The sequence below is a fragment of the Halobellus captivus genome (genome assembly GCF_007655485.1).
GTDB classification, from domain to species: Archaea; Halobacteriota; Halobacteria; order Halobacteriales; family Haloferacaceae; genus Haloquadratum; species Haloquadratum captivum.
On record NZ_VJXQ01000001.1, the window covers coordinates 373504 to 395360 of the forward strand.

Annotated in this window: 22 protein-coding genes; 11 read left to right on the forward strand and 11 right to left on the reverse strand. The window is 64.4% G+C overall.

The window, feature by feature from the left end:
• Window positions 1–70: 70 nt before the first annotated feature.
• A complete protein-coding gene (locus FJT57_RS01735; protein ID WP_144901083.1) occupies window positions 71–856 on the forward strand; it encodes a 2-keto-4-pentenoate hydratase in 786 nt (261 codons plus the stop codon).
• Between the two features lie 280 nt (window positions 857–1136).
• Here the strand turns inward: FJT57_RS01735 and FJT57_RS01740 are convergent, their stop codons facing one another.
• Window positions 1137–2114 carry an amidohydrolase family protein gene (locus FJT57_RS01740; protein ID WP_144901084.1) on the reverse strand — a complete coding sequence of 326 codons (978 nt, stop codon included), beginning with the start codon at window positions 2112–2114 and terminating at the stop codon, window positions 1137–1139.
• Between the two features lie 184 nt (window positions 2115–2298).
• Window positions 2299–3066 carry an IclR family transcriptional regulator gene (locus FJT57_RS01745; protein WP_144901085.1) on the reverse strand — a complete coding sequence of 256 codons (768 nt, stop codon included), beginning with the start codon at window positions 3064–3066 and terminating at the stop codon, window positions 2299–2301.
• Window positions 3067–3358: 292 nt separating this feature from the next.
• On the opposite strand from FJT57_RS01745, the gene FJT57_RS01750 reads away from it, so the two are divergent.
• From FJT57_RS01750 to FJT57_RS01765, 4 genes are all read left to right on the forward strand, one after another.
• A complete protein-coding gene (locus FJT57_RS01750) occupies window positions 3359–4609 on the forward strand; it encodes a Glu/Leu/Phe/Val family dehydrogenase (protein WP_144901087.1) in 1251 nt (416 codons plus the stop codon).
• Between the two features lie 92 nt (window positions 4610–4701).
• Entirely contained in the window at window positions 4702–5622 is a 921-nt protein-coding gene (gene pyrB, locus FJT57_RS01755; RefSeq protein ID WP_144901089.1) for an aspartate carbamoyltransferase, read from the forward strand.
• Window positions 5619–6089: an aspartate carbamoyltransferase regulatory subunit gene (pyrI, locus tag FJT57_RS01760; protein ID WP_144901091.1), complete on the forward strand. Its 471-nt coding sequence runs from the start codon at window positions 5619–5621 to the stop codon at window positions 6087–6089. The genes pyrB and pyrI overlap by 4 nt, the downstream gene beginning before the upstream one ends.
• Before the next feature lie 353 nt (window positions 6090–6442).
• Window positions 6443–7294, forward strand: coding sequence for a hypothetical protein (locus tag FJT57_RS01765; RefSeq protein WP_144901093.1), 852 nt, complete (start codon window positions 6443–6445; stop codon window positions 7292–7294).
• Between the two features lie 287 nt (window positions 7295–7581).
• On the opposite strand, the gene menC is transcribed toward FJT57_RS01765, so the two are convergent.
• Window positions 7582–8616, reverse strand: coding sequence for an o-succinylbenzoate synthase (gene menC, locus FJT57_RS01770; RefSeq protein ID WP_144901095.1), 1035 nt, complete (start codon window positions 8614–8616; stop codon window positions 7582–7584).
• Window positions 8616–9566, reverse strand: a complete 951-nt coding sequence (locus FJT57_RS01775) for a 1,4-dihydroxy-2-naphthoate polyprenyltransferase (RefSeq protein WP_144901096.1) — start codon at window positions 9564–9566, stop codon at window positions 8616–8618. Before FJT57_RS01775 ends, menC begins: the two co-directional genes overlap by 1 nt.
• 405 nt (window positions 9567–9971) lie before the next feature.
• Here FJT57_RS01775 and FJT57_RS01780 point away from each other — a divergent pair, with 405 nt between their 5' ends.
• Together FJT57_RS01780 and FJT57_RS01785 are read left to right on the forward strand one after the other, a co-directional pair.
• Complete coding sequence (locus tag FJT57_RS01780; protein WP_004978121.1) at window positions 9972–10178, forward strand: cold-shock protein; 207 nt, start codon at window positions 9972–9974, stop codon at window positions 10176–10178.
• Window positions 10179–10539: 361 nt separating this feature from the next.
• Window positions 10540–10986, forward strand: coding sequence for a universal stress protein (locus tag FJT57_RS01785; RefSeq protein WP_144901098.1), 447 nt, complete (start codon window positions 10540–10542; stop codon window positions 10984–10986).
• A gap of 146 nt (window positions 10987–11132) precedes the next feature.
• On the opposite strand, the gene FJT57_RS01790 is transcribed toward FJT57_RS01785, so the two are convergent.
• From FJT57_RS01790 to FJT57_RS01805, 4 genes are all read right to left on the reverse strand, one after another.
• Window positions 11133–12050, reverse strand: coding sequence for a 1,4-dihydroxy-2-naphthoyl-CoA synthase (locus tag FJT57_RS01790; protein WP_144901099.1), 918 nt, complete (start codon window positions 12048–12050; stop codon window positions 11133–11135).
• A gap of 57 nt (window positions 12051–12107) precedes the next feature.
• Entirely contained in the window at window positions 12108–13895 is a 1788-nt protein-coding gene (gene menD / locus FJT57_RS01795; protein WP_144901101.1) for a 2-succinyl-5-enolpyruvyl-6-hydroxy-3-cyclohexene-1-carboxylic-acid synthase, read from the reverse strand.
• Complete coding sequence (locus FJT57_RS01800; RefSeq protein WP_144901103.1) at window positions 13892–15247, reverse strand: isochorismate synthase; 1356 nt, start codon at window positions 15245–15247, stop codon at window positions 13892–13894. Before FJT57_RS01800 ends, menD begins: the two co-directional genes overlap by 4 nt.
• A 289-nt stretch (window positions 15248–15536) precedes the next feature.
• Window positions 15537–16127 carry a sulfite oxidase-like oxidoreductase gene (locus tag FJT57_RS01805; RefSeq protein WP_144901105.1) on the reverse strand — a complete coding sequence of 197 codons (591 nt, stop codon included), beginning with the start codon at window positions 16125–16127 and terminating at the stop codon, window positions 15537–15539.
• Window positions 16128–16401: 274 nt separating this feature from the next.
• Here FJT57_RS01805 and FJT57_RS01810 point away from each other — a divergent pair, with 274 nt between their 5' ends.
• The 3 genes from FJT57_RS01810 to FJT57_RS01820 all read left to right on the forward strand — a co-directional run bounded on the left by FJT57_RS01810 (window position 16402) and on the right by FJT57_RS01820 (window position 18741).
• On the forward strand, window positions 16402–16611 hold the full coding sequence (locus tag FJT57_RS01810) for a ribbon-helix-helix domain-containing protein (RefSeq protein ID WP_144901107.1): 210 nt from the start codon (window positions 16402–16404) through the stop codon (window positions 16609–16611).
• 54 nt (window positions 16612–16665) lie between these two features.
• A complete protein-coding gene (locus FJT57_RS01815) occupies window positions 16666–16944 on the forward strand; it encodes a UPF0058 family protein (protein ID WP_144901108.1) in 279 nt (92 codons plus the stop codon).
• 99 nt (window positions 16945–17043) lie between these two features.
• Complete coding sequence (locus tag FJT57_RS01820) at window positions 17044–18741, forward strand: rhomboid family intramembrane serine protease (protein ID WP_144901109.1); 1698 nt, start codon at window positions 17044–17046, stop codon at window positions 18739–18741.
• 18 nt (window positions 18742–18759) lie between these two features.
• On the opposite strand, the gene FJT57_RS01825 is transcribed toward FJT57_RS01820, so the two are convergent.
• From FJT57_RS01825 to FJT57_RS01835, 3 genes are all read right to left on the reverse strand, one after another.
• Complete coding sequence (locus tag FJT57_RS01825) at window positions 18760–19401, reverse strand: METTL5 family protein (RefSeq protein WP_144901111.1); 642 nt, start codon at window positions 19399–19401, stop codon at window positions 18760–18762.
• Window positions 19402–19526: 125 nt separating this feature from the next.
• Window positions 19527–19850 carry a quaternary ammonium compound efflux SMR transporter SugE gene (gene sugE / locus FJT57_RS01830; RefSeq protein ID WP_144901113.1) on the reverse strand — a complete coding sequence of 108 codons (324 nt, stop codon included), beginning with the start codon at window positions 19848–19850 and terminating at the stop codon, window positions 19527–19529.
• A gap of 106 nt (window positions 19851–19956) precedes the next feature.
• Window positions 19957–20934, reverse strand: a complete 978-nt coding sequence (locus FJT57_RS01835; protein ID WP_144901115.1) for a lamin tail domain-containing protein — start codon at window positions 20932–20934, stop codon at window positions 19957–19959.
• A gap of 108 nt (window positions 20935–21042) precedes the next feature.
• Between FJT57_RS01835 and FJT57_RS01840 the strand changes: the two genes are divergently transcribed.
• Window positions 21043–21857, forward strand: an 815-nt coding sequence (locus FJT57_RS01840) for a transcription initiation factor IIB (protein WP_144902497.1), incomplete at its 3' end; no start/stop codon positions are given.

Consider the following 21857-nt stretch of genomic DNA (forward strand, 5'->3'; position numbering starts at 1 on the left):
CGCTCGTCTCGGCTGCGGGGAATCCGCCTGTCGAAAGTATAATGAGTACACCAGCGAACGTAGCGGATGTATGCTACTCAGCTCAGAGGAGGTCGACGATCTCGCGACGAAACTTTACGAGGCTTACGACCAGAAGGAGCCGATCGCACCGCTGACCGACGACGCCGAATTCTCCACCGAAGACGCCTATCGCATCCAGTTCGAGGTATTCGATCGCCTCAGCGCGGGCGGACGCGAGGACGTCGTCGGCCACAAGCTCGGGCTCGTCAGCGAGGCCAAGCAGGAACAACTCGGCATTCCGGAGCCGATCTTCGGCTACGTCGCCCACGAGACCGTGTTAGAAAACGAACCCGTCCGGGTCGACGAGATGATCGCGCCCCGGATCGAGGCCGAGATCGGATTCATCCTCGACGAGGACCTCGAACCGCCCGTCTCGACGATGGACGTCCTCACGGCCACGCGCGCGGTCGTCCCCGTCGTCGAGATCCTCGAAAGTCGGTTCCAGGGCTGGTCGATCCCCTCCGCACAGGACGTCATCGCCGACCTCACCTCCGCTGGAAAGGTCATCGTCGGCGAGCAGTACCGCGACGTCACGGACGTCGACCTGAAGATGGAGAGTGTCGCGGTCTCGGTCAACGGCGAACTCGAATCCACGGGCGTTGGCGGCGACATTATGGGCAACCCCGCACGGCCGGTCGCGTGGCTCGCCGAGCGCCTCGGCGACGTCGACGACAACCTCCGTGAGGGCGAACTCGTGATGAGCGGCGGGATCACCGCCGCAATCGACATCGAACCCGGCGACGTCTACACCATCGAATTCGCGAACCTCGGCACGATGGAAGTCCGCGCCGAGTAAGGCCGCGGGGTTCACACGGATTTTACGCGACTCGCATCTACTCGTTTGTTATTGGATTCGGTTCGTTTTCGCTGTGAAAACGGATTCTCAGTGAGAAAATCGACGTATCCAACCGTCTTCCGGCTGCTCACGCGATTATTGAGCGATATATAACATATGTACGTTTGTTTTTCGCATCGGAATCGGCAGGTTTGCCGTCCCGCATTTTGGGCACCAGATTCAGGATGTGAAAACGTTCTGAACGGGAACGGAACGTACTGCTGGGTTCGATATCAATGGATCAGGAGATCAGGTCGTAGAGGTTCCCGGCGAAGACGTCCGCCTTGGTGTCGTCGTCGACGTCCATCCGCTCGACGGCGTCGATGGTGTAGTCGATCGTTTGACGGCCTCGCTGTGGGCTGAAGGGGTAGTCGGTGCCGAAGATGACGTTGCCCTCGTTGAAGAACGACGACGCGCACTCGATGGCAGGAGTCGATCCGGAGACCGCGGTGTCGGCGTAGAACTTCTTGAAGTACTCCTCCGCGGGCTGAGACAGTTCGGCGGCGTGCTCGTGGTAGCCCTGATAGTTCTCGGGGTAGGTCATCCGCTGCTCGTAAAACATCTCGATGCGACGACCGTAGAACGGAACCATCCCGCCGCCGTGGTGTGAGACCAGTTCCAGGTCGGGATATTCCTCCATCACGCCGCCGAACACCAGTCGCGAGAGTGCGAGCGTGGTGTCGAACGGCCACCCGAAGAGGCGGTGCTCCATGTACTCCGAGGCCCAGTCGTACCACTCCCACAGCTGCGGGTGCATCCACAGCGGCGTGTCGGTCGATTCGGCGCGCTCGAAGAGCGGCCAGAACTGGTCGTCGTCGAGCGGCCGACCGTCGATGTTCGAGAATATCTGGACGCCAGCCATATCGAGGTCGTCGACGCAGCGGTCGAACTCCGCGAGGAACTCCTCGCTCACCTTGGGAACGGTCGCGACGGGGATGAACGAGTCGGGGTGTTCATCGGCCAGACGACGGATCTCGTCGTTCGCGAGCCGCGTGATGTCGAGGGCGAGGTCGTGGTCCATCCCCTGGAACATCGTCGGCAGCGCGAGCGTGATGATCTGCTTGTCGACGCCGTAGTCCTCCATATCTTGGAGCCGCTGTTCGTGGTCCCAGAGGAACTCGGGGCGGCCGGAGAGCCCCTGAAACCCGAACTGATCCGTGAGATCCTCGAAGAACCGTTCTGTCAGCACGTGCGTGTAACCGTCGACGATTTCCGGCATACATCCAACCACGGGCGAGCGAGGTGATAATTGTTCTCACTGAGAGGCGGGGACCGCATCCGCTGACGCTGCCCACATTCAGGCCCGGTCGACATCCAACCCGGTCGACAGTCGACCGTGATCACCAGACGACTCGATCAACATTCGGCTCGGCACCGACTCACCAGCGGAATCTACGGTTCGATCACTGGCGGGCGTACTTGATGTCCAACGCGAGTTCGTGCGCGGTGCTCTCCACTTCGGCGGTGATGTCGTCGTCGAATCCGGAGTTGCCGAGTCGTTTGGTGGGAGCCGAGATACTGATCGCGCCGAGGACGTCGCCGCCGAGTTTGACGGGCGCACCGATGCACGTGAGTCCCTCTGTGCGCTCCTCGTCATCGGTCGCGTATCCGCGTTCGCGGATTTCAGCCAGCTCCTCGAAGAGGACGTCGCGGTCGGTTATCGTGTTCTCTGTGGCCTTCGGCAGCCCCCACTCGTCGATGATCGCGTCGACGCGCTCCCGCGGGAGCGACGCCAGAATGGCCTTTCCGATCCCGATGTTGTGCAGCGGCAGCCGATACCCCACGTGCGTGTCGAGGTTGACGGCGTAGCTGCCCCGCGATTGGTACAGATAGACCGCGCGGCCGCCCTCTTCCGTCGCGAGGTTGGCCAACATTCCCGTATCGCTCGCCAGCTGATCGATCTTCGAGCGTCCGTACTGATACAGCGAAGACCGGCTGCGGACGTGCCCGCCGAGCGAGAGGAACTTCAGACTGAGGGCGTACTCGTCGCCGTTCTTCTCGACGTACCCGTGCTCTCTGAGCGTGCTGAGGTGGTTGTGAATGCCGCTTTTGCTCATATCGAGGCGCTCTTCCAGGTCGGTGAGGCGAAACCCGTTATCCGTGTCGAGCGTCTCGATCAACGCCAGCGTCTTTTCGGTCGTCCGTACGGGGTGGTTCGCCTTCTTCGCCATACACGAGAAAAGCGCCGTGCGTACATACATTTTCTGTGTGAAAATACAGTATGTATTTATCACCGGAAATATATACAACACAATTTTGTTTATATCATATATTTTTTCTGTCTATTTTGTATCTGAATATACGTCCAGAATAGAAGATATGGGACTTTCTGACCACATCCTGTATCAATGAGATTCCTAAACTATATATGGATTTATTTGTGGAGGAGTCGTTTGCGACGATATCCACTCGCGGTCTTGCTGTACAGTAGTGCTTAAATTCTCCCCACTGGAACGTTTTTGTATGTCCGAACCTAACCCGTTTGAGAGCCTGCAGGAGCAGATCGACGATGCGGCAGCGTACCTTGACATCGAGACGGACGTTCTCGAACGGTTGAAACACCCCGAGCGCGTGCTGGAGGTAAACCTCTCTATCGAACTCGACGACGGCACGCTCCGTCGTTTCGAGGGCTTCCGCTCGCAGTTTAACGGCGACCGCGGCCCGTACAAGGGCGGGATTCGGTATCACCCAAACGTCTCCCGCGACGAGGTGAAAGCGCTCTCGGGATGGATGGCGTACAAGTGTGCTATTGTCGACGTCCCGTTCGGGGGCGGAAAAGGCGGAATCGTCGTCGACCCCGACGAGCTGTCCGATTCGGAGCTAGAGCGCCTCACGCGTGCATACGCGACTGAACTGCGCCCTCTCGTCGGTCCCGACCGCGACATTCCCGCCCCTGACGTGAATACCGGCCAGCGGGAGATGAACTGGTTCAAAGACACCTACGAGACGCTCGAACGGACGACTGCACCGGGCGTCATCACCGGGAAAGCGATCTCCTCCGGCGGGAGTGAGGGACGCGTCGAAGCCACCGGTCGGTCGACGATGATCGCGGCGCGGGAAGTGTTCGAGTACCTCGGCCGTGACATCACCGAGGCGACCGTCGCCATCCAGGGATACGGCAACGCGGGATCCGTCGGGGCAAGGCTCATCGAAGACTTGGGTGCCACTGTGGTCGCCGTATCCGACTCCTCCGGTGGCGTCTACGACGCCGATGGGCTCGACACCCGCGCGGTGAAGGCGTTCAAAAACGAAACCGGGACCGTCTCGGGATACGGAGATGCCGAGGAGTTGACCAACGAGGAGCTGCTCACGCTCGACGTCGACGTCCTCGTCCCCGCGGCGCTCGAAAACGCCATCGACGGTGATCTGGCTGCGGACGTCCGAGCGGACGTTATTGTCGAAGCCGCGAACGGGCCGCTGACGCCGCGTGCAGACGACGTGCTCACGGACCGGGACGTCCACGTAGTTCCGGACATCCTCGCAAACGCGGGCGGCGTCACCGTCTCGTACTTCGAGTGGGTCCAAAACCGACAGCGCTTCGCGTGGACCGAAGAGCGCGTCAACGACGAACTCGAATCTGTGATCACGAGCGCCTTCGACGAACTTGTCGACGCCTACGAATCGAAGGACCTGCCGAACATCCGTACCGCCGCGTACGTGGTCGCGACCCGCCGAATCGCGGACGCGTACACCGAAGGCGGCAACTGGCCGTAACGCCGTCGACCGACGGAGGGGGGAGAGCCGACCCCGCCCGAACCGATTCCGACCCGAGCGATTCAAGTTGATTCCGAGCGCGGGTGCATACAATGCGTCAGGACCACCTCATCTCCGCGACACAACTGTCGCGGGCCGACATCGAGGCGGTGCTCGACCGCGCGGCGGAGATCGACGCCGACCCGAGCGCCTGGCAGGGGCGACACGAGGGCTCGATCCTCGGCCTCTGCTTCTTCGAGCCGAGCACCCGCACGCGGATGAGCTTCGACACCGCGATGAAACGACTGGGCGGTCGCACGATCGATATGGGTGCGGTCGAGTCCTCGTCGGTGAAGAAGGGCGAAACGCTGGCCGACACGATGCGCGTCCTCGAAGGGTACGCGGACGCGCTCGTTCTTCGACACCCCTCCGAGGGGTCGGCGAAGATGGCCACGGAGTTCGTCGACGTCCCGCTCATCAACGCGGGTGACGGCGCCGGACAGCATCCCACGCAAACGCTCTTAGACCTCTATACGATGCGGCAGAACGTCGGACTCGACGATGTCACCGTCGGAATTATGGGCGATCTCAAGTACGGTCGGACGGTCCACTCGCTCGCGTCGGCGCTGACGAACTTCGACACGCGCCAGCACTTCGTCAGCCCCGAGAGCCTTCGGCTTCCGCGGAGCGTTCGGTACGACCTCCACGAGTCGGGCGCGCAGGTGCGCGAGCACACCGCTCTCGACGACGTGCTCTCGGAACTGGACATCCTGTACGTCACGCGCATCCAGCGCGAGCGCTTCCCAGACGAGAACGAGTACCTGAAAGTCGCCGGTGAGTACCAGATCAGCGCAGACGACCTGCGGGCGGCGAAAGACTCTCTCACCGTGATGCACCCGCTCCCGCGCGTCGACGAAATTGCACCCGACGTCGACCATACGGCTCACGCGACGTACTTCGAACAGGCGCACAACGGCGTTCCCGTCCGGATGGCGCTTCTGGATATGCTGCTCTCGGAGGGGGAAGACGAATGAGCGACATCGACAGAGAACTCCGCGTGTCGAAGATCCGCAACGGCACCGTCATCGACCACCTCGCGGCGGGCCATGCGCTGAACGTCCTCGCGATCCTCGGCATCGACGGCTCCGGCGGCGAGAGCGTCTCGATCGGGATGAACGTCCCCTCGGACAAACTGGCGAAGAAAGACATCGTCAAGGTCGAAGACCGCGAACTGAGCGAATCGGAGGTCGACGTGCTTTCGGTCATCTCGCCGGAGGCGACGATCAACATCGTCCGCGAGTACGACGTCATCGAGAAGAAGCGGATCGATCGCCCCGAGTACGTCGACGGCGTACTCGCCTGTCCGAACCGAAACTGCATCACCAACGACGAGGAACCGATCCACACGCGATTCGCCGTTCTCGACGACGGACTCCGCTGTGACTACTGCGGCGAGATCGTCCGCGAGGACGAAGTCCCCGCTCATCTCGACGTCGCGTAGGGCGGTCGTCAGTTCGGTTTTCACGTCAATCAGTCGGTCGCTCCGTCCGAGTGACGGAGGGGAAACCACTTTGTACCGAGAGGAAGTATCTACGCGTATGTCCGGAAAAGCGAAATTCATCCTGGTACTGTCACTCATCGCCCTCGTCTACTTCGTCGTCTCCGGCGGCGAGGATCCCGTCGAAGTCGAAGTCGACGAAGAGTAACCGACGGAAACACCTGATTTCTTTCACGACTCGTGACATCCCCGTGAGCGCTAGCTGTCGGTACGATACATACTGTTGTCTCGCTGACTCGGTCGCCGTCTCCCCAGCGGAACGAACGACTGATACCGCTCGGGGAGCAACGCCGGGTATGTACGGTGTCGTCACACGGAACGCCGAGGAGGTCGATTGGTCGGACTTCGACGTCGGCTTCTACGAGGTCAAGGACGTGACCGGACGGGCCGCCGAACCGCTCTCCGAGGCAGTGAATATGATCTCGTGCTTCGGCGACAACGCCGGTGTGAGCTCCGATCCCGACCTCGTCGCTGTCGACGCCGACGGGCGACCCGCGACCCGCGAACAGCCGTATTTCGACTGGTCGCACGTCTGCCCGACGCACGAGCGCTACCGCGAGGGACTGCTCGAAATCGTTTCGGACTGCGCCGCCGAGAACGGCGACGTCCGCCTCGACGACGTCGGGTTCCCGCGGGAGGGGTACTGTCGGTGTGAGCGGTGCGAGCGCGGCTTCGCCGAGAGCGACTACAACGACCGGAAGGAGTGGCGCGCCGCGGAGATCACCGAGTTCGTCGCAAACGCGGCCGATCGGATTCCGGACCGAACGTATCTGACGCTGTACCCCGATCCCTACCCCGGGCACCTCTACGACCGCGCGGGTATCGACGTCGAGTCGCTCGCCGCGCACGTCGACGAGTTCGTCGTCCCGCTGTACGACACCGAGTACGCGACGACGTACTGGCTGGAAACGATCGCCAAGGGATTCGAGAGCCTGCTCGATCCCCTCTCCACTCCGTTCTCGGTCGAACTGTACGCCGTCGACGTCGACGTTGACGACCTCATCCGAGCGACGGAGGTCGCATCGACGTACGGCGAGAACGTCTACTTCGGGTACGATGCCTCGAACGCGGCCGCGGCCATTCGCCGGAAGGAAGCCGACGACCGTCCGGGCGTCACGCACCAACCGGAGGGAGAGCCGTCTCCCTGACGACGGAACTGAGACGCTAGAATACGCCAGCCAGAAGCGCGACGACGACGATTCCCACGACGAACACCAATCCGACAAAGACGAACAACCCCGCGAGGAGTCGGCGCTGTTTCGGAGTCGGTTCTGCCACACGCCGTGCGACGTCCCGAATTCGTAAATACTCGCTGGTGGACTCTCTCATTCGAGAATTTCCCCCTGGCAGGCTCTCGCATACGAGTATTTCCCGTTGGCAGATACTCGACGACTACGAGGATACTCCCGGCGTTCGACGGGCCTGTTCGACCCGCTCACTCGGACGGTTCTCGGAGTCCCTCGAACGCTTCCCCCGCGAGCCCCGGTCCCGCCGGGACGCTGACGGTCCCGCCTTCGATCGGTGCCGGATCGGGCGCAAGATCCGATCCTAGCAACGAACCGGTTGCCAGACCGCAGGCCCGGACGTTGGACAGTGCGGCCGCAGCGTGGACCGCGCCGACGCGAGCGACGACGGCGTCGACCGTGGTGGTCACGACGACGTCGACGCCGCGTTCGGACGCTCGGCGAGCCACCGAGAGCGCGCGACGAGGTCCGCCGAGAACCATCGGCTTGCAGACGAGCACGTCGGCCGCGGCGGCGTCGAGAACCCGATCGACGCCCAGCGATGCCAGCGATTCGTCGAGCGCGATTCCGACCCCCCGGCCGCGGAGGTGAGCGTGACCTGAGAGGTTGTCGGCCGGAAGCGGCTGTTCGACGTACGAGACGTCCGCGTCGGCCGCGACGTCGAGAAGGCGTTCCGCGGTCGGAACGTCCCACGCGCCGTTCGCGTCCGCGCGGAGTTCGACGCCGTCACCGGCCGCCTCGCGAGCGGCACGCAACCGGGCCTCGTCGACCGTCGGATCCTGCGCACCGACTTTCACCTTCACCGCGCGGTATCCGCGCTCGACGGCCTCGCGGGTCGCCCGCGCGGTCGCGTCGACGGAGTCGTCCCCGACCGTCGCGTTTACCGGAACGCTGTCTGCCGAGGAGCCATCAGTCAGAAACGTCGCCAGCGACACCCCGCCGGCGCGCGCGTCGGCATCGGCGATCGCGAGTTCGACACCGTGACGAGCGGCCGGATGCGTGCTCCCTTCGAGGACTTCCAGCGGCCGACCCGCCTCAGCGGCGCTGGCGAGCGCTCTCTCGCACTCCTCGACGGATTCGGTCCATCCGGGAAGCGGCGTGGCCTCGCCGACGCCGACGACGCCGTCGCGCTCGACGCGGACGACGAACCCGGCGCGGCGCGTGATCTCTCCCCCGGCGGTCGAGAGCGGCGACGTCAGCCGGATCGAGAACGGTTCGTACTGCATCACAGGGGGAGGGTGGCGAACGAGAGGCCGACGGCGAACAGGACGGCGTAGGCGGCGAGCAGCCGACCCATTCGCTCCAATGTCGGGTTCAGGACCTCGCCAGCCGTCTCTCCGAGCATTGTCCGCGTGATGCTGGCTGCGAGCGGGAGCGTAAGATAGGGGAGCGCCACGGCGGCGGTGAACTCCGGCCGCTGCAGGAACCACAGCGGAACGGCGTACGCCAGTCCCAGCATCGCGACGAACTCCGCGCGGGCGACGCCGTAGCCGAACCGGACCGCGAGCGTCCGTTTGCCCGTCGTGGCGTCCTCCTCCTTGTCGCGGACGTTGTTCACGACGAGGATGTCGGTCGAGAGCGCGGCGACCGGCAGGGCGGCGACGAGCGCAGTGGCTGGAATCGTCCCCGGCGGTACCCCGATCGAAAGCGGCTCAGCGAGCGCTGCGGCCGCTTGCACGTAGTATGTCCCGGTAACGGCGACGAGACCGAAGAACACGAACACGAACAGATCTCCGAGCCCGTGGTAGCCGAGGGGATACGGTCCCCCGGTGTAGGCAATCCCCGAGGCGACCGAGAGCAGGCCGATCACGACAATCGGTGCGCCGCCGACGTAGACCAGATAGGTGCCGAGGAGAATCGACGCCGCGAACGTGAGATACATCGCGCGCTTGACCGTCTCCGGATCGATGAGTCCTCCAGCCGTCACGCGCGTGAACCCCTCGCGCGCGTCCGTGTCGGCCCCCTGAACGTGGTCGTAGTAGTCGTTCGCGAAGTTGGTTCCGATCTGGATGAGCCCGGCACCGACAAGTGCCGCGAGCGCGGGCAGAGCGGCGAACACGCCGTCGTGGATCGCGAGCCCCGTCCCGACGATCACCGGCGACGCCGCCGCCGGGAGGGTCTGCGGGCGCGCGGCCATCACCCACGCCTGCCGTTTCGTGACTTCCTGCGTACTCATTGTTCCCTCTGCGACGGGCAGGCGCATGAAGCTTCCGCACTACCTTTTCCGCGCTGTCCCTCGCGGCGCACCGTGTCGTGCCGCTGCGGATCCCACCGCGCAAAAACCTGGAGGAAAAGGCCGCTCGTTCGGCCACTGGCCTCACTTTGCGGTATGGTCGCGGATGAGTGGTCTCTGCGTTGACTGGCAATTTGTATGGGTGGTGATGTATGAGCGCATCATAGAACCCGTCACGAAGAGTAATTTCGATGCTACGTTCACCTGTCAGCCAACGCTCCGTTCACCGTCAGTCAACGCTACGTACACGTGTCTGTCGGTGGAACGGACGTCGAATGCAGTGTAGGGAGTCGTGGTACCTCGACCCTCGCAAGGGTTATCCCTCACTCGACCCTCCGTTTGGTTGTAATGGCACACGGTAAGGTTGATTTCTTCAACGACACAGGCGGTTACGGTTTCATTTCGACGGACGACGGCGACCTCGACGACGACGAAGACGTTTTCTTCCACATGGAGGATGTCGGCGGCGAAGACCTCACGGAAGGTACTGAGGTCGAGTTCGACATCGAGTCCTCGCCCAAGGGGCCTCGCGCGGCGAACGTCGTCCGGCAGTAATACCGAGACGCTCCTGTCGCTCACAGCGACAGGCGACAATTTCGATTTTTTAGACGGCTATACGCTCGAGCGAACGCTATCGGATACGCTGAGTTGATGTCCACTCTGAGTTGAGTATCTACGAACCGGGCGAGACGGCATTTCCGTCTCGCTTCTCCACCAGCGACTCACGGGTCGCCGTAAAGAGCAGTCGGGCTTCGCGCGACCCGACACCGAAAAGGGAGGTGTACGAAGTATGGCTATCGTACCTCGGGAGGCGTTCAGTCCGGGCGAAACCGCTGGTGCGGTAGGAATACGATATGCAGCAAATTATTCTGAGACGGAGGAGCCTAACAAAGCGGACAGCCGGAAACGACTCCGTATGCCGAGTCACGTCTTAGTTCCTTTCGATGGTACTCCGCTCTCGAAAGACGCGCTTCGATACGCGTGTTCGGAGTTCGACTCCGCCACGATAACGACGCTGTTCGTCGTGGACAAAGCCACCGACGACACCGCGGCGATCGGCTGGGGCGATCATCCCGGACTGTGGGATGAGTGGCTCGAAGAGCGCCAAGAGCACGCCCGAGAACTCTTTACAGACGCGGAAAAAATCGCAGGCGAATACGGCGTATCAGTGCAGACGGGAGTCGCCGTGGGCCCCGTCGCCGAGATGGTCGTCAAGGCAGCACAAGAGTATGGCGCGGACCTGATCGTCGTCGGGCTCCACGGTCAGTCCCGACTCGAAGAGCTGCTGATCGGAAGTGTGGCGAAGAGCGTGATCCGCACGTCGCCGATCCCAGTGACGACGATCAGAGAATCGATGGAGTGAGAACACCACAAACGGGGGCGCGTCGCCGCGCGTAGCGCGGCGTTCACCGCGAGGTGAGGCTGAAGGCCGAACGAGCGGGATATTTTTCCCTCCAGGTTTTTGCGCGGAGGGGTCCTGCGGACCCCTCCGCAGTAAAAAGGTGGTATCTAGTAGTGCCACGGATATCCGGAGAAGTCCGGGTCTCGCTTTTCCAAGAACGCGTCGCGACCCTCCTGGGCCTCCTCGGTCATATACGCGAGTCGCGTCGCCTCGCCCGAGAAGACCTGTTGGCCGACCAGCCCGTCGTCCGTCAGGTTAAACGCGTACTTGAGCATCCGGATCGCCGTCGGCGATTTGTTGGTGATCTCGTCGGCCCATTCGAGGGCGACATCTTCGAGGTCTGCGTGGGAGATCGCCTCGTTCGCCATTCCCATCTCGACCGCCTCTGTTGCAGAATAGGTCTTCCCGCGGAAGAACACCTCGCGGGCCTTCTTTTGTCCGACCTGCTTTGCGAGATACGCCGAGCCGAAGCCGCCGTCGAACGACGCGACGTCGGGATCGGTCTGGAGGAACTTTGCGTGCTCCTCGGAGGCGAGCGTCAGGTCGCAGACGACGTGTAGCGAGTGCCCGCCGCCGACGGCCCATCCCGGGACGACGGCAATGACGGGCTTCGGCATAAACCGAATGAGTCGCTGGACCTCCAGAATGTGGAGCCGCCCGGCCTTGGCCTCACGCACGAGCGGATCGTCGCCCTCGTCGGCTTCGTCGCCGTCGCGGTACTCGTACCCGGAGTCGCCGCGAACGGACTGGTCTCCCCCCGAGCAGAACGCCCAACCGTCGTCTTTCGGGGACGGCCCGTTTCCGGTGAGGAGCACGCAGCCGACGTCCGCCCGCTTGCGGGCGTCGTCGAGCGCGGCGTAGAGTTCGTCGACGGTTCCGGGTCGGAAGGCGTTCCGCTTCTCCGGTCGGTCGAAGGCGATTCGAACCGCGCGCTCGTCGACCGCGCGGTGATACGTGATGTCGTCGAACGCGTCCGCGCCGTCGACCTGCTCCCAGCGCGTCGAATCGAAGAGTTCTGAAACCATATCGGAAGCGCGCCCGGAGTCCGCAAAAAGATTCGTTTCCGCCGACCCGTCCCGTCCTCAAGTCGTCGACTCGACGACCCGTTCGATCGCCGCCTCGCGGAGTCGCGACCGAACGTCGTGACTCGCGTCGGCGTCCGTCCGCACCTCGATGACGTGCGATCCCTCGCTCGCCGTCGCTTCGGCGTAGGCGTCGCGGAACCCCGCTCGATCCTCGCCCGCGACGCGCGCGAAGGAGAGATCGTAGAGGTCACCGGTCGGCGCGAAGTCGAGTCCGTGCGGCGTCACGAACTGGGCAGTGAACGGCGGATCGTACGCCTCGATCGGGAGCATACCGAAGATGCCGCCGCCGTCGTTGTTGATGAGGACGATCGTCGCCTCGACGTCGCACCGACCGAGTGCCAGTAATCCGTTCATATCGTGGTAGTACGCCAGGTCGCCGGTCACGAGCGTCAGATCGTCCGTCGTCGCCGACCCGGCACCCAGCGCGGTCGAGGCGATGCCGTCGATTCCCGACGCACCGCGGTTGCCCAGCGCGGTGATTGACGCCGTCGTCGGCGCGCCGAATCGGTCGAGGTCGCGGACGGACATCGAGTTCGAGACGAACAGCGTCGACGGGTCGGGCGCGAGGTCGACGACGTCGGCGAGAATCCGACCCTCGCAGAAGTCCTCTGATTCCTCGAATGCGGCTCGGTGGACTGTGTCCGCCTCCGTCCACCGCTCCCGCCACGACTGTTTCCCAGGTGCGGCGAGAAGTCGAGAGAGGCGGCCGAGGGATCGAGACGGGTCTGCGACGACGAGGTCGGTCGCCGTGAACTCCGCCTCGCGCCAGCCAGCCGCCGGGTCGACGACGTACTGTCGGGCATCGACTGCGGCGAGGTACTTCCGCAGCGGCTTCGACGTCGGCGACGCCCCGACGCGGACGACGACGTCCGGGTCCGGCCACGCCTCGCGGACGCGGTCGCCGAGATAGCTATCGTAGCCGCCGATGACCGGCGTCGTGCGGACGAGCCCGCCGTATCGAACGCCGGAGAGCGGGTCCGCGAGCACGGGGAAGCCGCTCGCGTGGGCGAAGGCGGCGACGGATTCGGGATCGACTCCCGGCGCGTCGGTCGGTCCGACGACGAGCAGCCCCCGCGGTTCCGAGAGGGCCTCGGCGAGTTTTCGGAGCGCGTCGTCGCCGAGTTCGGGGACGCCCCCCGTCGTCTCGACGAACGGCCGTTCTCCGCCGTCGCGACCGTCGGTCGCCAGCGGCGGGAGGTCCGCCGGGACGTCGTCCTCGACGGGCGTCGGTTCCAGCGGTTTCCGGAACGGGAAGTTGAGATGGACCGGCCCCGCTGGCGTTCCCGCGGCGTTGGCCACCGCGCGGGCGGCGGTCGTCCGGAGCGACCGGAGCTTTCGCGACGTCGCCTCCGGTTCGGCGACGTCGCGGTACCAGCGCACGGCGTCGCCGTAGAGCTTCTCCTGATCGATGGTCTGATTGGCACCGGAATCTCTGATCTCGGGCGGGCGATCGGCCGTCAGAAGCAGCAACGGGACCCGGGATCGGGAGGCTTCGATCACCGCCGGGTGGTAGTTCGCGGCCGCGGTGCCCGACGTGCAGACGAGCGGCGTCACCTCGCCGGTCCGGCGCGCGCGGCCGAGCGCGAAGTAGGCCGACGACCGCTCGTCGAGGTGCGAAAAGACGTGCACGTCGTCGTGTCCGGCGAAGGCGACCGTCAACGGCGTCGAGCGGCTACCAGGGGAGATACAGACCGCGTCGACCCCGGCGGCGACGAGTTCGTCGACGAACGCGCGTGCCCACAGCGTGTTGCGGTTGGGATCGCGGGGCGGCTCTCCGGAGCTCATTCATCGCCCCGTTCGAGTTCGTCGAGTATCGGCCGGTACTTCAGCTGTACTTCGTCCCACTCGCGGTCGGGATCGGAGTCGGCGACGATGCCGACGCCCGCGAACAGCGTCGCCGCATCGCCGCGAGCGACCGCCGAGCGGAGCGCCACGGCGAACGTCCCGTACCCCGCCGCGTCGATCCAGCCGACGGGCGCGGCGTACCAGCCGCGGTCGAACGGTTCGGTCTCCCGGATCGTCTTGAGCGCCTGCTCGGGCGGGAGGCCGCCGACTGCGGGCGTCGGATGGAGCGCTTCGACCAGCGAGAGCACGTGTTCGTCGCGATCGAGCGTCGCCGTGATCGGCGTCCAGAGGTGCTGAACGGTCGCGAGACGCTTGATCCGACGGGACCCGGCGCTGACGGTCCCGGCAAAGGGGGAGAGCTGTGCTTCGATCGTTTCGGCCACGAGGTCGTGCTCGTGGGCGTTCTTCTCGTCGCGCGCGAGCTCTTGGGCCAGCCACTCGTCCTCGGCGGGCGTCTCCCCGCGGCCGGTCGTCCCCGCGAGCGCGTCGGTCTCGACGGTCCGTCCCCGGAGCGAGACGAGCCGTTCGGGCGTCGCGCCGAAGAAAGAGGACTGCGGCCGCGACTCGGCCGGATCGGGCTCGACGAGGAACCGATAGCACTCCGGATAGGTCCGACCCAGTCTCGAGAGGACGTCCGGTAGCGAGAGGTCGCGTTCGAGGTCGACGTCGAGCGCCTGCGCCAGCACGACCTTCTGAAGGTCGCCCGACCGAATCCGTGCCACCGCGGCCTCGACGCCGGTGCGCCAGTCGTCGCGGGCGGTGATCCGTCGACGGGTGCGGACGCCGGGCGGGTCGACGACCGGTTCGTCCGTCGACAGCGACTCGATTCGCTCGCGCTCTTCGTCGAGCCGGGTTTCGACGGTCTCGGGGCTGGCGTCCGGTCCGACGGCGTTGACAGTCAGCCACGCGTCGTCGTCCGTCCAGGTGACCTGCACGCGCGGGAAGACGAACCGAGCCCCAGGGAAATCCTCCCACGGCGACCCCGAACTGCCACCGGCGTGAAAGGCGAACCCGCCGAACAGTCGCGGCCGAGCGGCTTCAGTTCCGGCGTGGACGTCGCCGGAGGCGAAAAGCGACTCCGCCGCCTCGCGGATCGACGTAAACCGGTCGGGTCCGCGCGCGGTCAGCGTCGCCGCCGCGCCGCTTCCGACGACGGTCGCTTCCCCGGGAGCGCTCCAGACGGTCCGCGGTGCGTCGGCTTCGCGGAGGACCGCGCGAAACGACGGCGCCGCGATTGGGACCGACCGACTGACAAGTTCGTTTCCCGTCGCGTCGGTCCGCAACGATTCCATTACCGGACCTGCGGACGCCACGCTCTTTTATTTGACTATAGCGGTGCCAGGCGCGGCGCGGCCGTTGGTCACACGTCCGACGAACTGGAGAGTGGTTCGACGAACGGGAACTGGCTCGACAAACCTGGGACATATCGGACAAACTGGAGACACGAAATCGAAACTGCGGTCGACCGTGCAGCGTCGCAAGCGAGCATACCGCTCCTCTATCAATTGTGTCGCTTCTCAACCGATCATCTCGCCCCTCGGTCAATCATACTGCTCCTCGATCAATCATACTACTCCTCGATCAACCGTATCGCTCCTCGTTCCACGGGTTAGCCGTCGCCGAGTAGCCGCGCTGTTCCCAGTAGCCCCGCTCAGTCTCGGTCAGGAACTCGACGCCATCGACCCACTTCGCCCCTTTGTAGGCGTACTTGTGCGGGGTCACGACGCGCAGTGGCCCACCGTGCGGTTCCGGGAGTGGTTCCCCGTCCAGTTCGTAGGCGAACAGGACCTCTTTGCGGAGACAGTCGGAGAGCGGGAGGTCGGTGGTGTATCCGTCGAGGGCGTGAAACAGCACGTGGACCGCGTCGTCGCAGACGCCCGCCCGCTCCGCGATGGTCGGAAACGACACGCCCGCGAACTCGCAATCGAACCTGCTCCAGCCCGTAACGCAGTGGAAATCCTGTCGCTGCGTCGTCGACGGCAGTGCTCGAAACGTTTCGAGGTCGAACGTCAACTCGTCGTCGACGGCTCCCCAAACGTCGAACGACCACGCGTCGGGCGTCCACGACGGCGTGCCCCCCTTCGAGAGGACCGGGAAGTCGTCGAATTCACGTTGCCCCGGCGGGAGTCGGCTGTCGCCGTACTCCCGGTAGAGGTCGGTGACGTCGTCCATACCAGTGCCACGGGTTCGAGATACGTGAGCGTGACGACCCGTACCCGCGGGCCGAGACCCGTGTAACCTGTGTATTCCCGGGTCGAAGCCCCTGAATCCTGCGGGCACAATGTGCACCGAGAATTGATACGGAGGCGATAGTTATGGCGGATAAAAGAATAATTATGCATAGATTAAGAAAATCAGGTACACCTTTCCCAAACGAGAGTTTCCAAAACACTGAAACTCCGCCGCAGGGTTTAAATAACCCCGATCCAAACCCCCTGACGTTCAAATGCCCAAGGTGAATATCAACGTTCCCGAACACCTCGAGATGCAGATCGCACAACTCGTCGACCAGGGCGAGTTCGTCAACCGGGAAGAGGCCATCGAGGAGTTGCTCTCGACCGGTCTACGAGCCTTCAAGACGAGCGGCCCGATCGAGGGAGACGACCGCTTCGAAGACGACGGGATGATGGGTCACGAGGACGAGTACGTCTTCTGACTGTGTCAGAAGCCACCAATAATCCTTAAATTGGCCTCTCGCGTATCCACGTCTATGCACAAAGACGAGCTCTTGGAACTGCACGAACAGATGGTCATCATCAGAGACAACTTCGGCGCGCGCGAGGACGTCGACGAGAGGATCTTCGAGAAGTACGACAACCTCGACGTCGACCCCTCACACGTTCACAAGTCCAAGAGCGAGCACAAACACGCCGTCTTCGTGCTCGGAAACGCGCTCGCGACCGCGATGAGCGAGGACGAATTCTCGAACGCTGGACGCGTAGGCAAACGGATGGAAGAACTGGCCAAAGACGCCGAAGGAAAGCTCTAAGCACCGTAGCCTCGGCTTACCGAAGCGAACCCGGCCGTTAGTCCCGTCCGATCGCCGGACGGCGTAGTTTCTTTACCGCTCGTTTACTCCACACTGACGATGGATTCCCTCCCCGTCGACGTTCTCCAACGCTCGGCCGTCGTGGCGGCGATCGCCGCCTCGATCGCGGTGGTGCTGTTTCTCGATCGATCATCGAATCGGGGAGCGAGGCTGCGTCGGCGGTTCGTCCTCGGAGTTCCGTGGGGAACGGTCGTCTCCGCCGGATTCGTACTCGCCGTCTATCTCTTCCTACAGGGCGGATACGAACACTGGTACACGCCTGTGACTGTCCCGTTTCGAGCGTGGTCGTACTTCTACCCGCTCGGGATCGCGAGCGCGGCGTTCTCACACGGCGGTCCCGGACACCTCGTCGGCAACCTGGTCGGGACGCTCACGCTGGCCCCGCTGGCCGAGTACGCGTGGGGCCACTTTCCGCGGAAGCGCGGTTCGCAGTCGTTCGCCACGCTGCGGTCGAACCCCTATGCCCGAGCGTTCGTCGCCTTCCCGGCGGCCGTACTCGTCGTCGGACTTCTCACCTCGATCTTCGCGATCGGGCCGATCATCGGCTTCTCCGGCGTCGTCTTCGCGTTCGCGGGGGTCGCACTCGTCAACTATCCGCTCGGAACGGTGATCGCGCTCGCGGGGGGCGGCGCGCTCCGCTTGGTGTACAACTCTCTACTCACGCCGGTCATCACCGCCAGCGGTCGACCCAGCTACGTCACGCCGTGGTGGGCGGATATCGCCATTCAGGGGCACGCGCTCGGGTTGCTTATCGGCGTTCTCGTCGGCCTGGTGATCGTCCGGGGCCGAACGTCGGCGAACAGGCCGAGCGCCGGACGCCTCTGGCTCGGGGCGCTGCTGTTCTCGGTCGAGCAGTCGCTGTGGGCGGTCTACTGGTTCCGCGGGGGCGAGACGTACGTGCTGTACCGGGCCGTCGGCGTCGTCCTCGTTTCGGCGCTGGCGCTCGTTATCGCGTTCGCCGTCGTCGCCCGCGACGACCCGCTGTTCACGTGGGGGGTCGCGGACGACAGCGAGGCACGGAGCGCCACTGGCGACCGGACGAAATCCGGCGACGGCGTCGTCGTCCGCCACTGGCACGTCGCCGCCGTGATCCTCCTGCTCTCGACGGCCGCGCTCGCGGGGCCCGCGGTTCCGGCGAACCTCTTCACCGCCGATTCGGGCGACCTCCCAGGCGAGGAATGGACGATCCGCGACTACGAGGTCACGTACGCCGAGGACGTCGAAAACGGACTCGTCTCGGCGATCGAGGTGGAAGCGTTCGGCGAGACGACCGCCGTCAACACCTCCGGCGTCATCGTCCGCAGCGAGGAGCGCGGCATCTGGACGACCGCGGTCTCGAAGGGGCGACTCGACTTCGACGGCCAGGTGGCCGTCCGACTCGGCGGCGTGGGGTGGCGCGACACGGTGTACGCCCAGCGCGACGGGTGGGACGTGGTGGGCAACGAGACCGCCTACCGGGTCGCACTCGGCGATAGCGACTCCGGACGGGTCGTGTACACCTCCGACCCCGTCACCGCGGCACCGACGCTCGCGGGTCGGAACGTGACCGTCGTCCCGACCGAGAGTCGGTACCTCTTGCGCGTCGATCACGGGAACGACTCCCTCAGCGCGCAGATCCCCGCGCGCAACGAGTCGATGACGCTCGACGGACTGACGTTCACGCGAAACGACTCCCGGGTCTTCGTCTCCTATGACGGCACGCGACTGCAGTTACTCGAAAAGGAAACGTACGAGTGACCGACCGCTTGGATCGCGCTACTCGCCGTCTGCGCGTCCGGACCACTCGATGCGGTACACTTCGGCGTCAATCTCCTCGCTGTCGGCCTCGTGGAAGTCGAACTGCCGTTCGAGCGCGAACGTCGCTTGGAACGCGTGCGTCACCTCGCCGCCGCGGTCGGACGCGAACGACTCGACGAACTCCCGCGAACCGGCGTTGTGCACGGAGTAGGAGACGTCGGCGATCGACGCCGCGGTTTCGAGAAACGCCCGATCGGCGTGCTCGTTCCCCCGCTGTGCGCCGAACGGCGGGTTCATCAGGATCGTAGTCCGTCGGTCGGAGCACAGCGGCGCGCGGGTCGCATCCGCGTGGACCCAATCGATCGGCGTGCGCGTCCCGACGCGTCGGCGGTTCCGGACGGCCGTCAGCAACGCCGACCGGTCGATGTCGACGCCGACGACCCGAGCGGGACCCCGGAGCGCGGCACCCAGCGCCAACATCCCCGTCCCGGTTCCGAGGTCGACGACGAGACGGTCCTCGACGTCGCCGTTCAGATCCGCGATGTGAACGACGTGCGCCGCCAACTCCGGCGGGGTGGGATACTGTTCGAGATCCGCCCGCGGCTCTTCGAACCCCGCGACGACGGCGAGTTGGGTCTCCAACGCGGACTTCGTCGCCATCAGGGATGTCCCTCCGTGGCCGCTATCGCCATCACTCCGTCGATCCCGAGCGGCGCGACGATCGGTCTCATTGCGGGTGGATTCTCCTCGAGAATACAAAAACCCGGCTCCGAGAACGGTGGGCGTCAGTGACCGCCCGACGCGGCGTGAAGGCCGACGATACCGACCACGATGAGGCCGATGAACCCCATACGGACGAGACTCGCCGGTTCGTCGAAGAGCACGATCCCAAGCGAGGCCGTTCCGACCGCTCCGATTCCGGTCCAGACGGCGTACGCCGTGCCGATGGGGAGATCCTTCACGGCCTGTGCCAACAATACCATACTAATCACGAGTGCGACGCCGGTGGCGAGCGTCGGAACGGGCTTCGAGAGACCGTCGGAGTATTCGAGTCCGATCGCCCAGCCGATCTCGAATATCCCGGCGAGTATCAGGAGATACCACGACATTTCACGATCGACTACACCTCCACTCCGGCTATAGCTTCCGTTATCAGACGCCCGGATGCGGTGGTGGCTCAATGGGACTCTCGAAACGGTCTGAACAGGTGCCAACTCAGTAAGACCGGCGGAGGACCGTAGCCCCGCTGGCGTCGCCGACGATAACGACGTCGCCGTCGTTGTTCCATATCGCCCGCTCTGCGCCCCAATACAGGGTCGAACCGGTGTCGGTACCGGACCCGGTACGGAGCGTGAGTTCCGCGTCGGGGGCGAGCGTCGTCCCCTCGGGGAACGTGTACGTGTGATCGGCCGCGTCGACGACCGTCCACCCCGAGAGGTCGAGTTCGTCGGCACCGACGTTTCGGAAGACCACGTACTCGTCGTTCAGGTTCTCGTTGTCGTTGCCCTCGGCGTCGGCGTGGATGTCGGCGACGGCGAGCGGCCCGCCGCCGTCGGCTAACGGCGTCAACGTCGATGTCGGCGACGAGGTCGCCGCGCCTGGGTGATCGATGCACGACCACAGACCGCGCCGTGCGTCGCGCGCTTCGGTTTCGGTCCGCTCGTATCGTTCACGTTCGGTAAAGGTACTGGGGTACACGCGGGCGTGGCCCTCCCGGAGAAGCGCGTGGTTGAACGACTCGCCGTCGACGTAGACGTACGCGAGCAGTCGGCCGTAGTAGCCGCGTCGATCGGATTCTTCGTCGAAGACGAGCGTGACGGTTTCGCCCGCTAATCGATCGACTGCGTAGGCCGACGCCGCCTCACCCGCGCGTCCGAGGCACTCGACGCCCGCGGCAGTGCCGGGGACGCCCTCGAAGTCTGCAGGATCGTTCGGGGAGAAGGTTTCGGGCGTGTCGACGCCGAGCAGTCGAACGGTTTCGCGCGATCCGTTCTCGTGCGCGACGTGGACCGTGTCGCCGTCGACGACCTCCGTGACCGTCACACGGACGCCGTCCGCCGACGGATCGATCGTCTGAACGACCGGGCCCGCGGCCGTCGACCGGGGTGTCGACTCGCCGTCCGAGGCGGGAACGCCCGCGAGACAACCTGCCGAGGCGACAAGCAGCAGGACGACGAGTGCGACGAGGCGCATATCACCCGTTCGAGCGCCGCTCACATATACCGATTGTGGAGTTTGACGCCCGACAAATCAGTATTCTGTTACAAAGGTTTAAATTCGCCCTTCACCACAAACCTTATAATGGAACGTTCGCGTCGTCAGCGCCAGCGAGAGCAGGAGACCGAACAAACAGGCGACGAGCAGGTCGTCTGCCCCGAATGCGAGTCCGAAAACATCGTCACGGACGCGGACCAGGGTGAGTTGGTCTGTGACGACTGTGGACTGGTGTTAGACGAGCGGCAAATCGACCGCGGGCCCGAGTGGCGGGCGTTCAACCACTCCGAACGGCAGTCGAAGTCCCGCGTGGGCGCGCCGATCACGGAGACGATGCACGACCGCGGGCTGACGACGACGATCGATTGGAAGGATAAAGACGCCTACGGTCGATCGATCTCCTCGCGGAAGCGCTCGCAGATGCACCGCCTGCGGAAATGGCAGGAGCGAATTCGGACGAAGGACGCGGGCGAGCGCAACCTCCAGTTCGCGCTCTCGGAGATCGATCGGATGGCCTCCGCGCTGGGCGTGCCGCGCTCGGTACGCGAAGTCGCCTCCGTCATCTATCGGCGCGCGCTCAACGAGGATCTGATTCGGGGTCGATCCATCGAGGGCGTCGCCACCTCTGCGCTCTACGCCGCCTGCCGTCAGGAGGGCATCCCCCGATCGCTCGACGAGGTCGCCGAGGTCTCGCGCGTCCCCCAGAAGGAGATCGGTCGGACGTACCGCTACATCTCCCAGGAACTCGGGCTCGAACTGAAGCCCGTCGATCCCAAGCAGTTCGTCCCGCGCTTCGCCTCGTCGCTGGGGCTGAGCGAAGAAGTGCAATCGAAGGCGACGGAGATCATCGACGTCTCCGCCGAGCAGGGACTCCTCTCGGGGAAGTCGCCGACGGGGTTCGC

Coding starts and splice junctions, on each gene's coding strand:
- FJT57_RS01825 (WP_144901111.1), bottom strand. CDS start 19,401: ATGGCGACGAAGTCCGCGTTGGAGACCCAACTCGCCGTCGTCGCGGGG.
- pyrI (WP_144901091.1), top strand. CDS start 5,619: ATGAGCGACATCGACAGAGAACTCCGCGTGTCGAAGATCCGCAACGGC.
- FJT57_RS01735 (WP_144901083.1), top strand. CDS start 71: ATGCTACTCAGCTCAGAGGAGGTCGACGATCTCGCGACGAAACTTTAC.
- FJT57_RS01775 (WP_144901096.1), bottom strand. CDS start 9,566: ATGAGTACGCAGGAAGTCACGAAACGGCAGGCGTGGGTGATGGCCGCG.
- FJT57_RS01785 (WP_144901098.1), top strand. CDS start 10,540: ATGCCGAGTCACGTCTTAGTTCCTTTCGATGGTACTCCGCTCTCGAAA.
- menC (WP_144901095.1), bottom strand. CDS start 8,616: ATGCAGTACGAACCGTTCTCGATCCGGCTGACGTCGCCGCTCTCGACC.
- FJT57_RS01765 (WP_144901093.1), top strand. CDS start 6,443: ATGTACGGTGTCGTCACACGGAACGCCGAGGAGGTCGATTGGTCGGAC.
- pyrB (WP_144901089.1), top strand. CDS start 4,702: ATGCGTCAGGACCACCTCATCTCCGCGACACAACTGTCGCGGGCCGAC.
- FJT57_RS01820 (WP_144901109.1), top strand. CDS start 17,044: ATGGATTCCCTCCCCGTCGACGTTCTCCAACGCTCGGCCGTCGTGGCG.
- FJT57_RS01810 (WP_144901107.1), top strand. CDS start 16,402: ATGCCCAAGGTGAATATCAACGTTCCCGAACACCTCGAGATGCAGATC.
- menD (WP_144901101.1), bottom strand. CDS start 13,895: ATGAGCTCCGGAGAGCCGCCCCGCGATCCCAACCGCAACACGCTGTGG.
- FJT57_RS01745 (WP_144901085.1), bottom strand. CDS start 3,066: ATGGCGAAGAAGGCGAACCACCCCGTACGGACGACCGAAAAGACGCTG.
- FJT57_RS01800 (WP_144901103.1), bottom strand. CDS start 15,247: ATGGAATCGTTGCGGACCGACGCGACGGGAAACGAACTTGTCAGTCGG.
- FJT57_RS01750 (WP_144901087.1), top strand. CDS start 3,359: ATGTCCGAACCTAACCCGTTTGAGAGCCTGCAGGAGCAGATCGACGAT.
- sugE (WP_144901113.1), bottom strand. CDS start 19,850: ATGTCGTGGTATCTCCTGATACTCGCCGGGATATTCGAGATCGGCTGG.
- FJT57_RS01835 (WP_144901115.1), bottom strand. CDS start 20,934: ATGCGCCTCGTCGCACTCGTCGTCCTGCTGCTTGTCGCCTCGGCAGGT.
- FJT57_RS01805 (WP_144901105.1), bottom strand. CDS start 16,127: ATGGACGACGTCACCGACCTCTACCGGGAGTACGGCGACAGCCGACTC.
- FJT57_RS01740 (WP_144901084.1), bottom strand. CDS start 2,114: ATGCCGGAAATCGTCGACGGTTACACGCACGTGCTGACAGAACGGTTC.
- FJT57_RS01815 (WP_144901108.1), top strand. CDS start 16,666: ATGCACAAAGACGAGCTCTTGGAACTGCACGAACAGATGGTCATCATC.
- FJT57_RS01780 (WP_004978121.1), top strand. CDS start 9,972: ATGGCACACGGTAAGGTTGATTTCTTCAACGACACAGGCGGTTACGGT.
- FJT57_RS01790 (WP_144901099.1), bottom strand. CDS start 12,050: ATGGTTTCAGAACTCTTCGATTCGACGCGCTGGGAGCAGGTCGACGGC.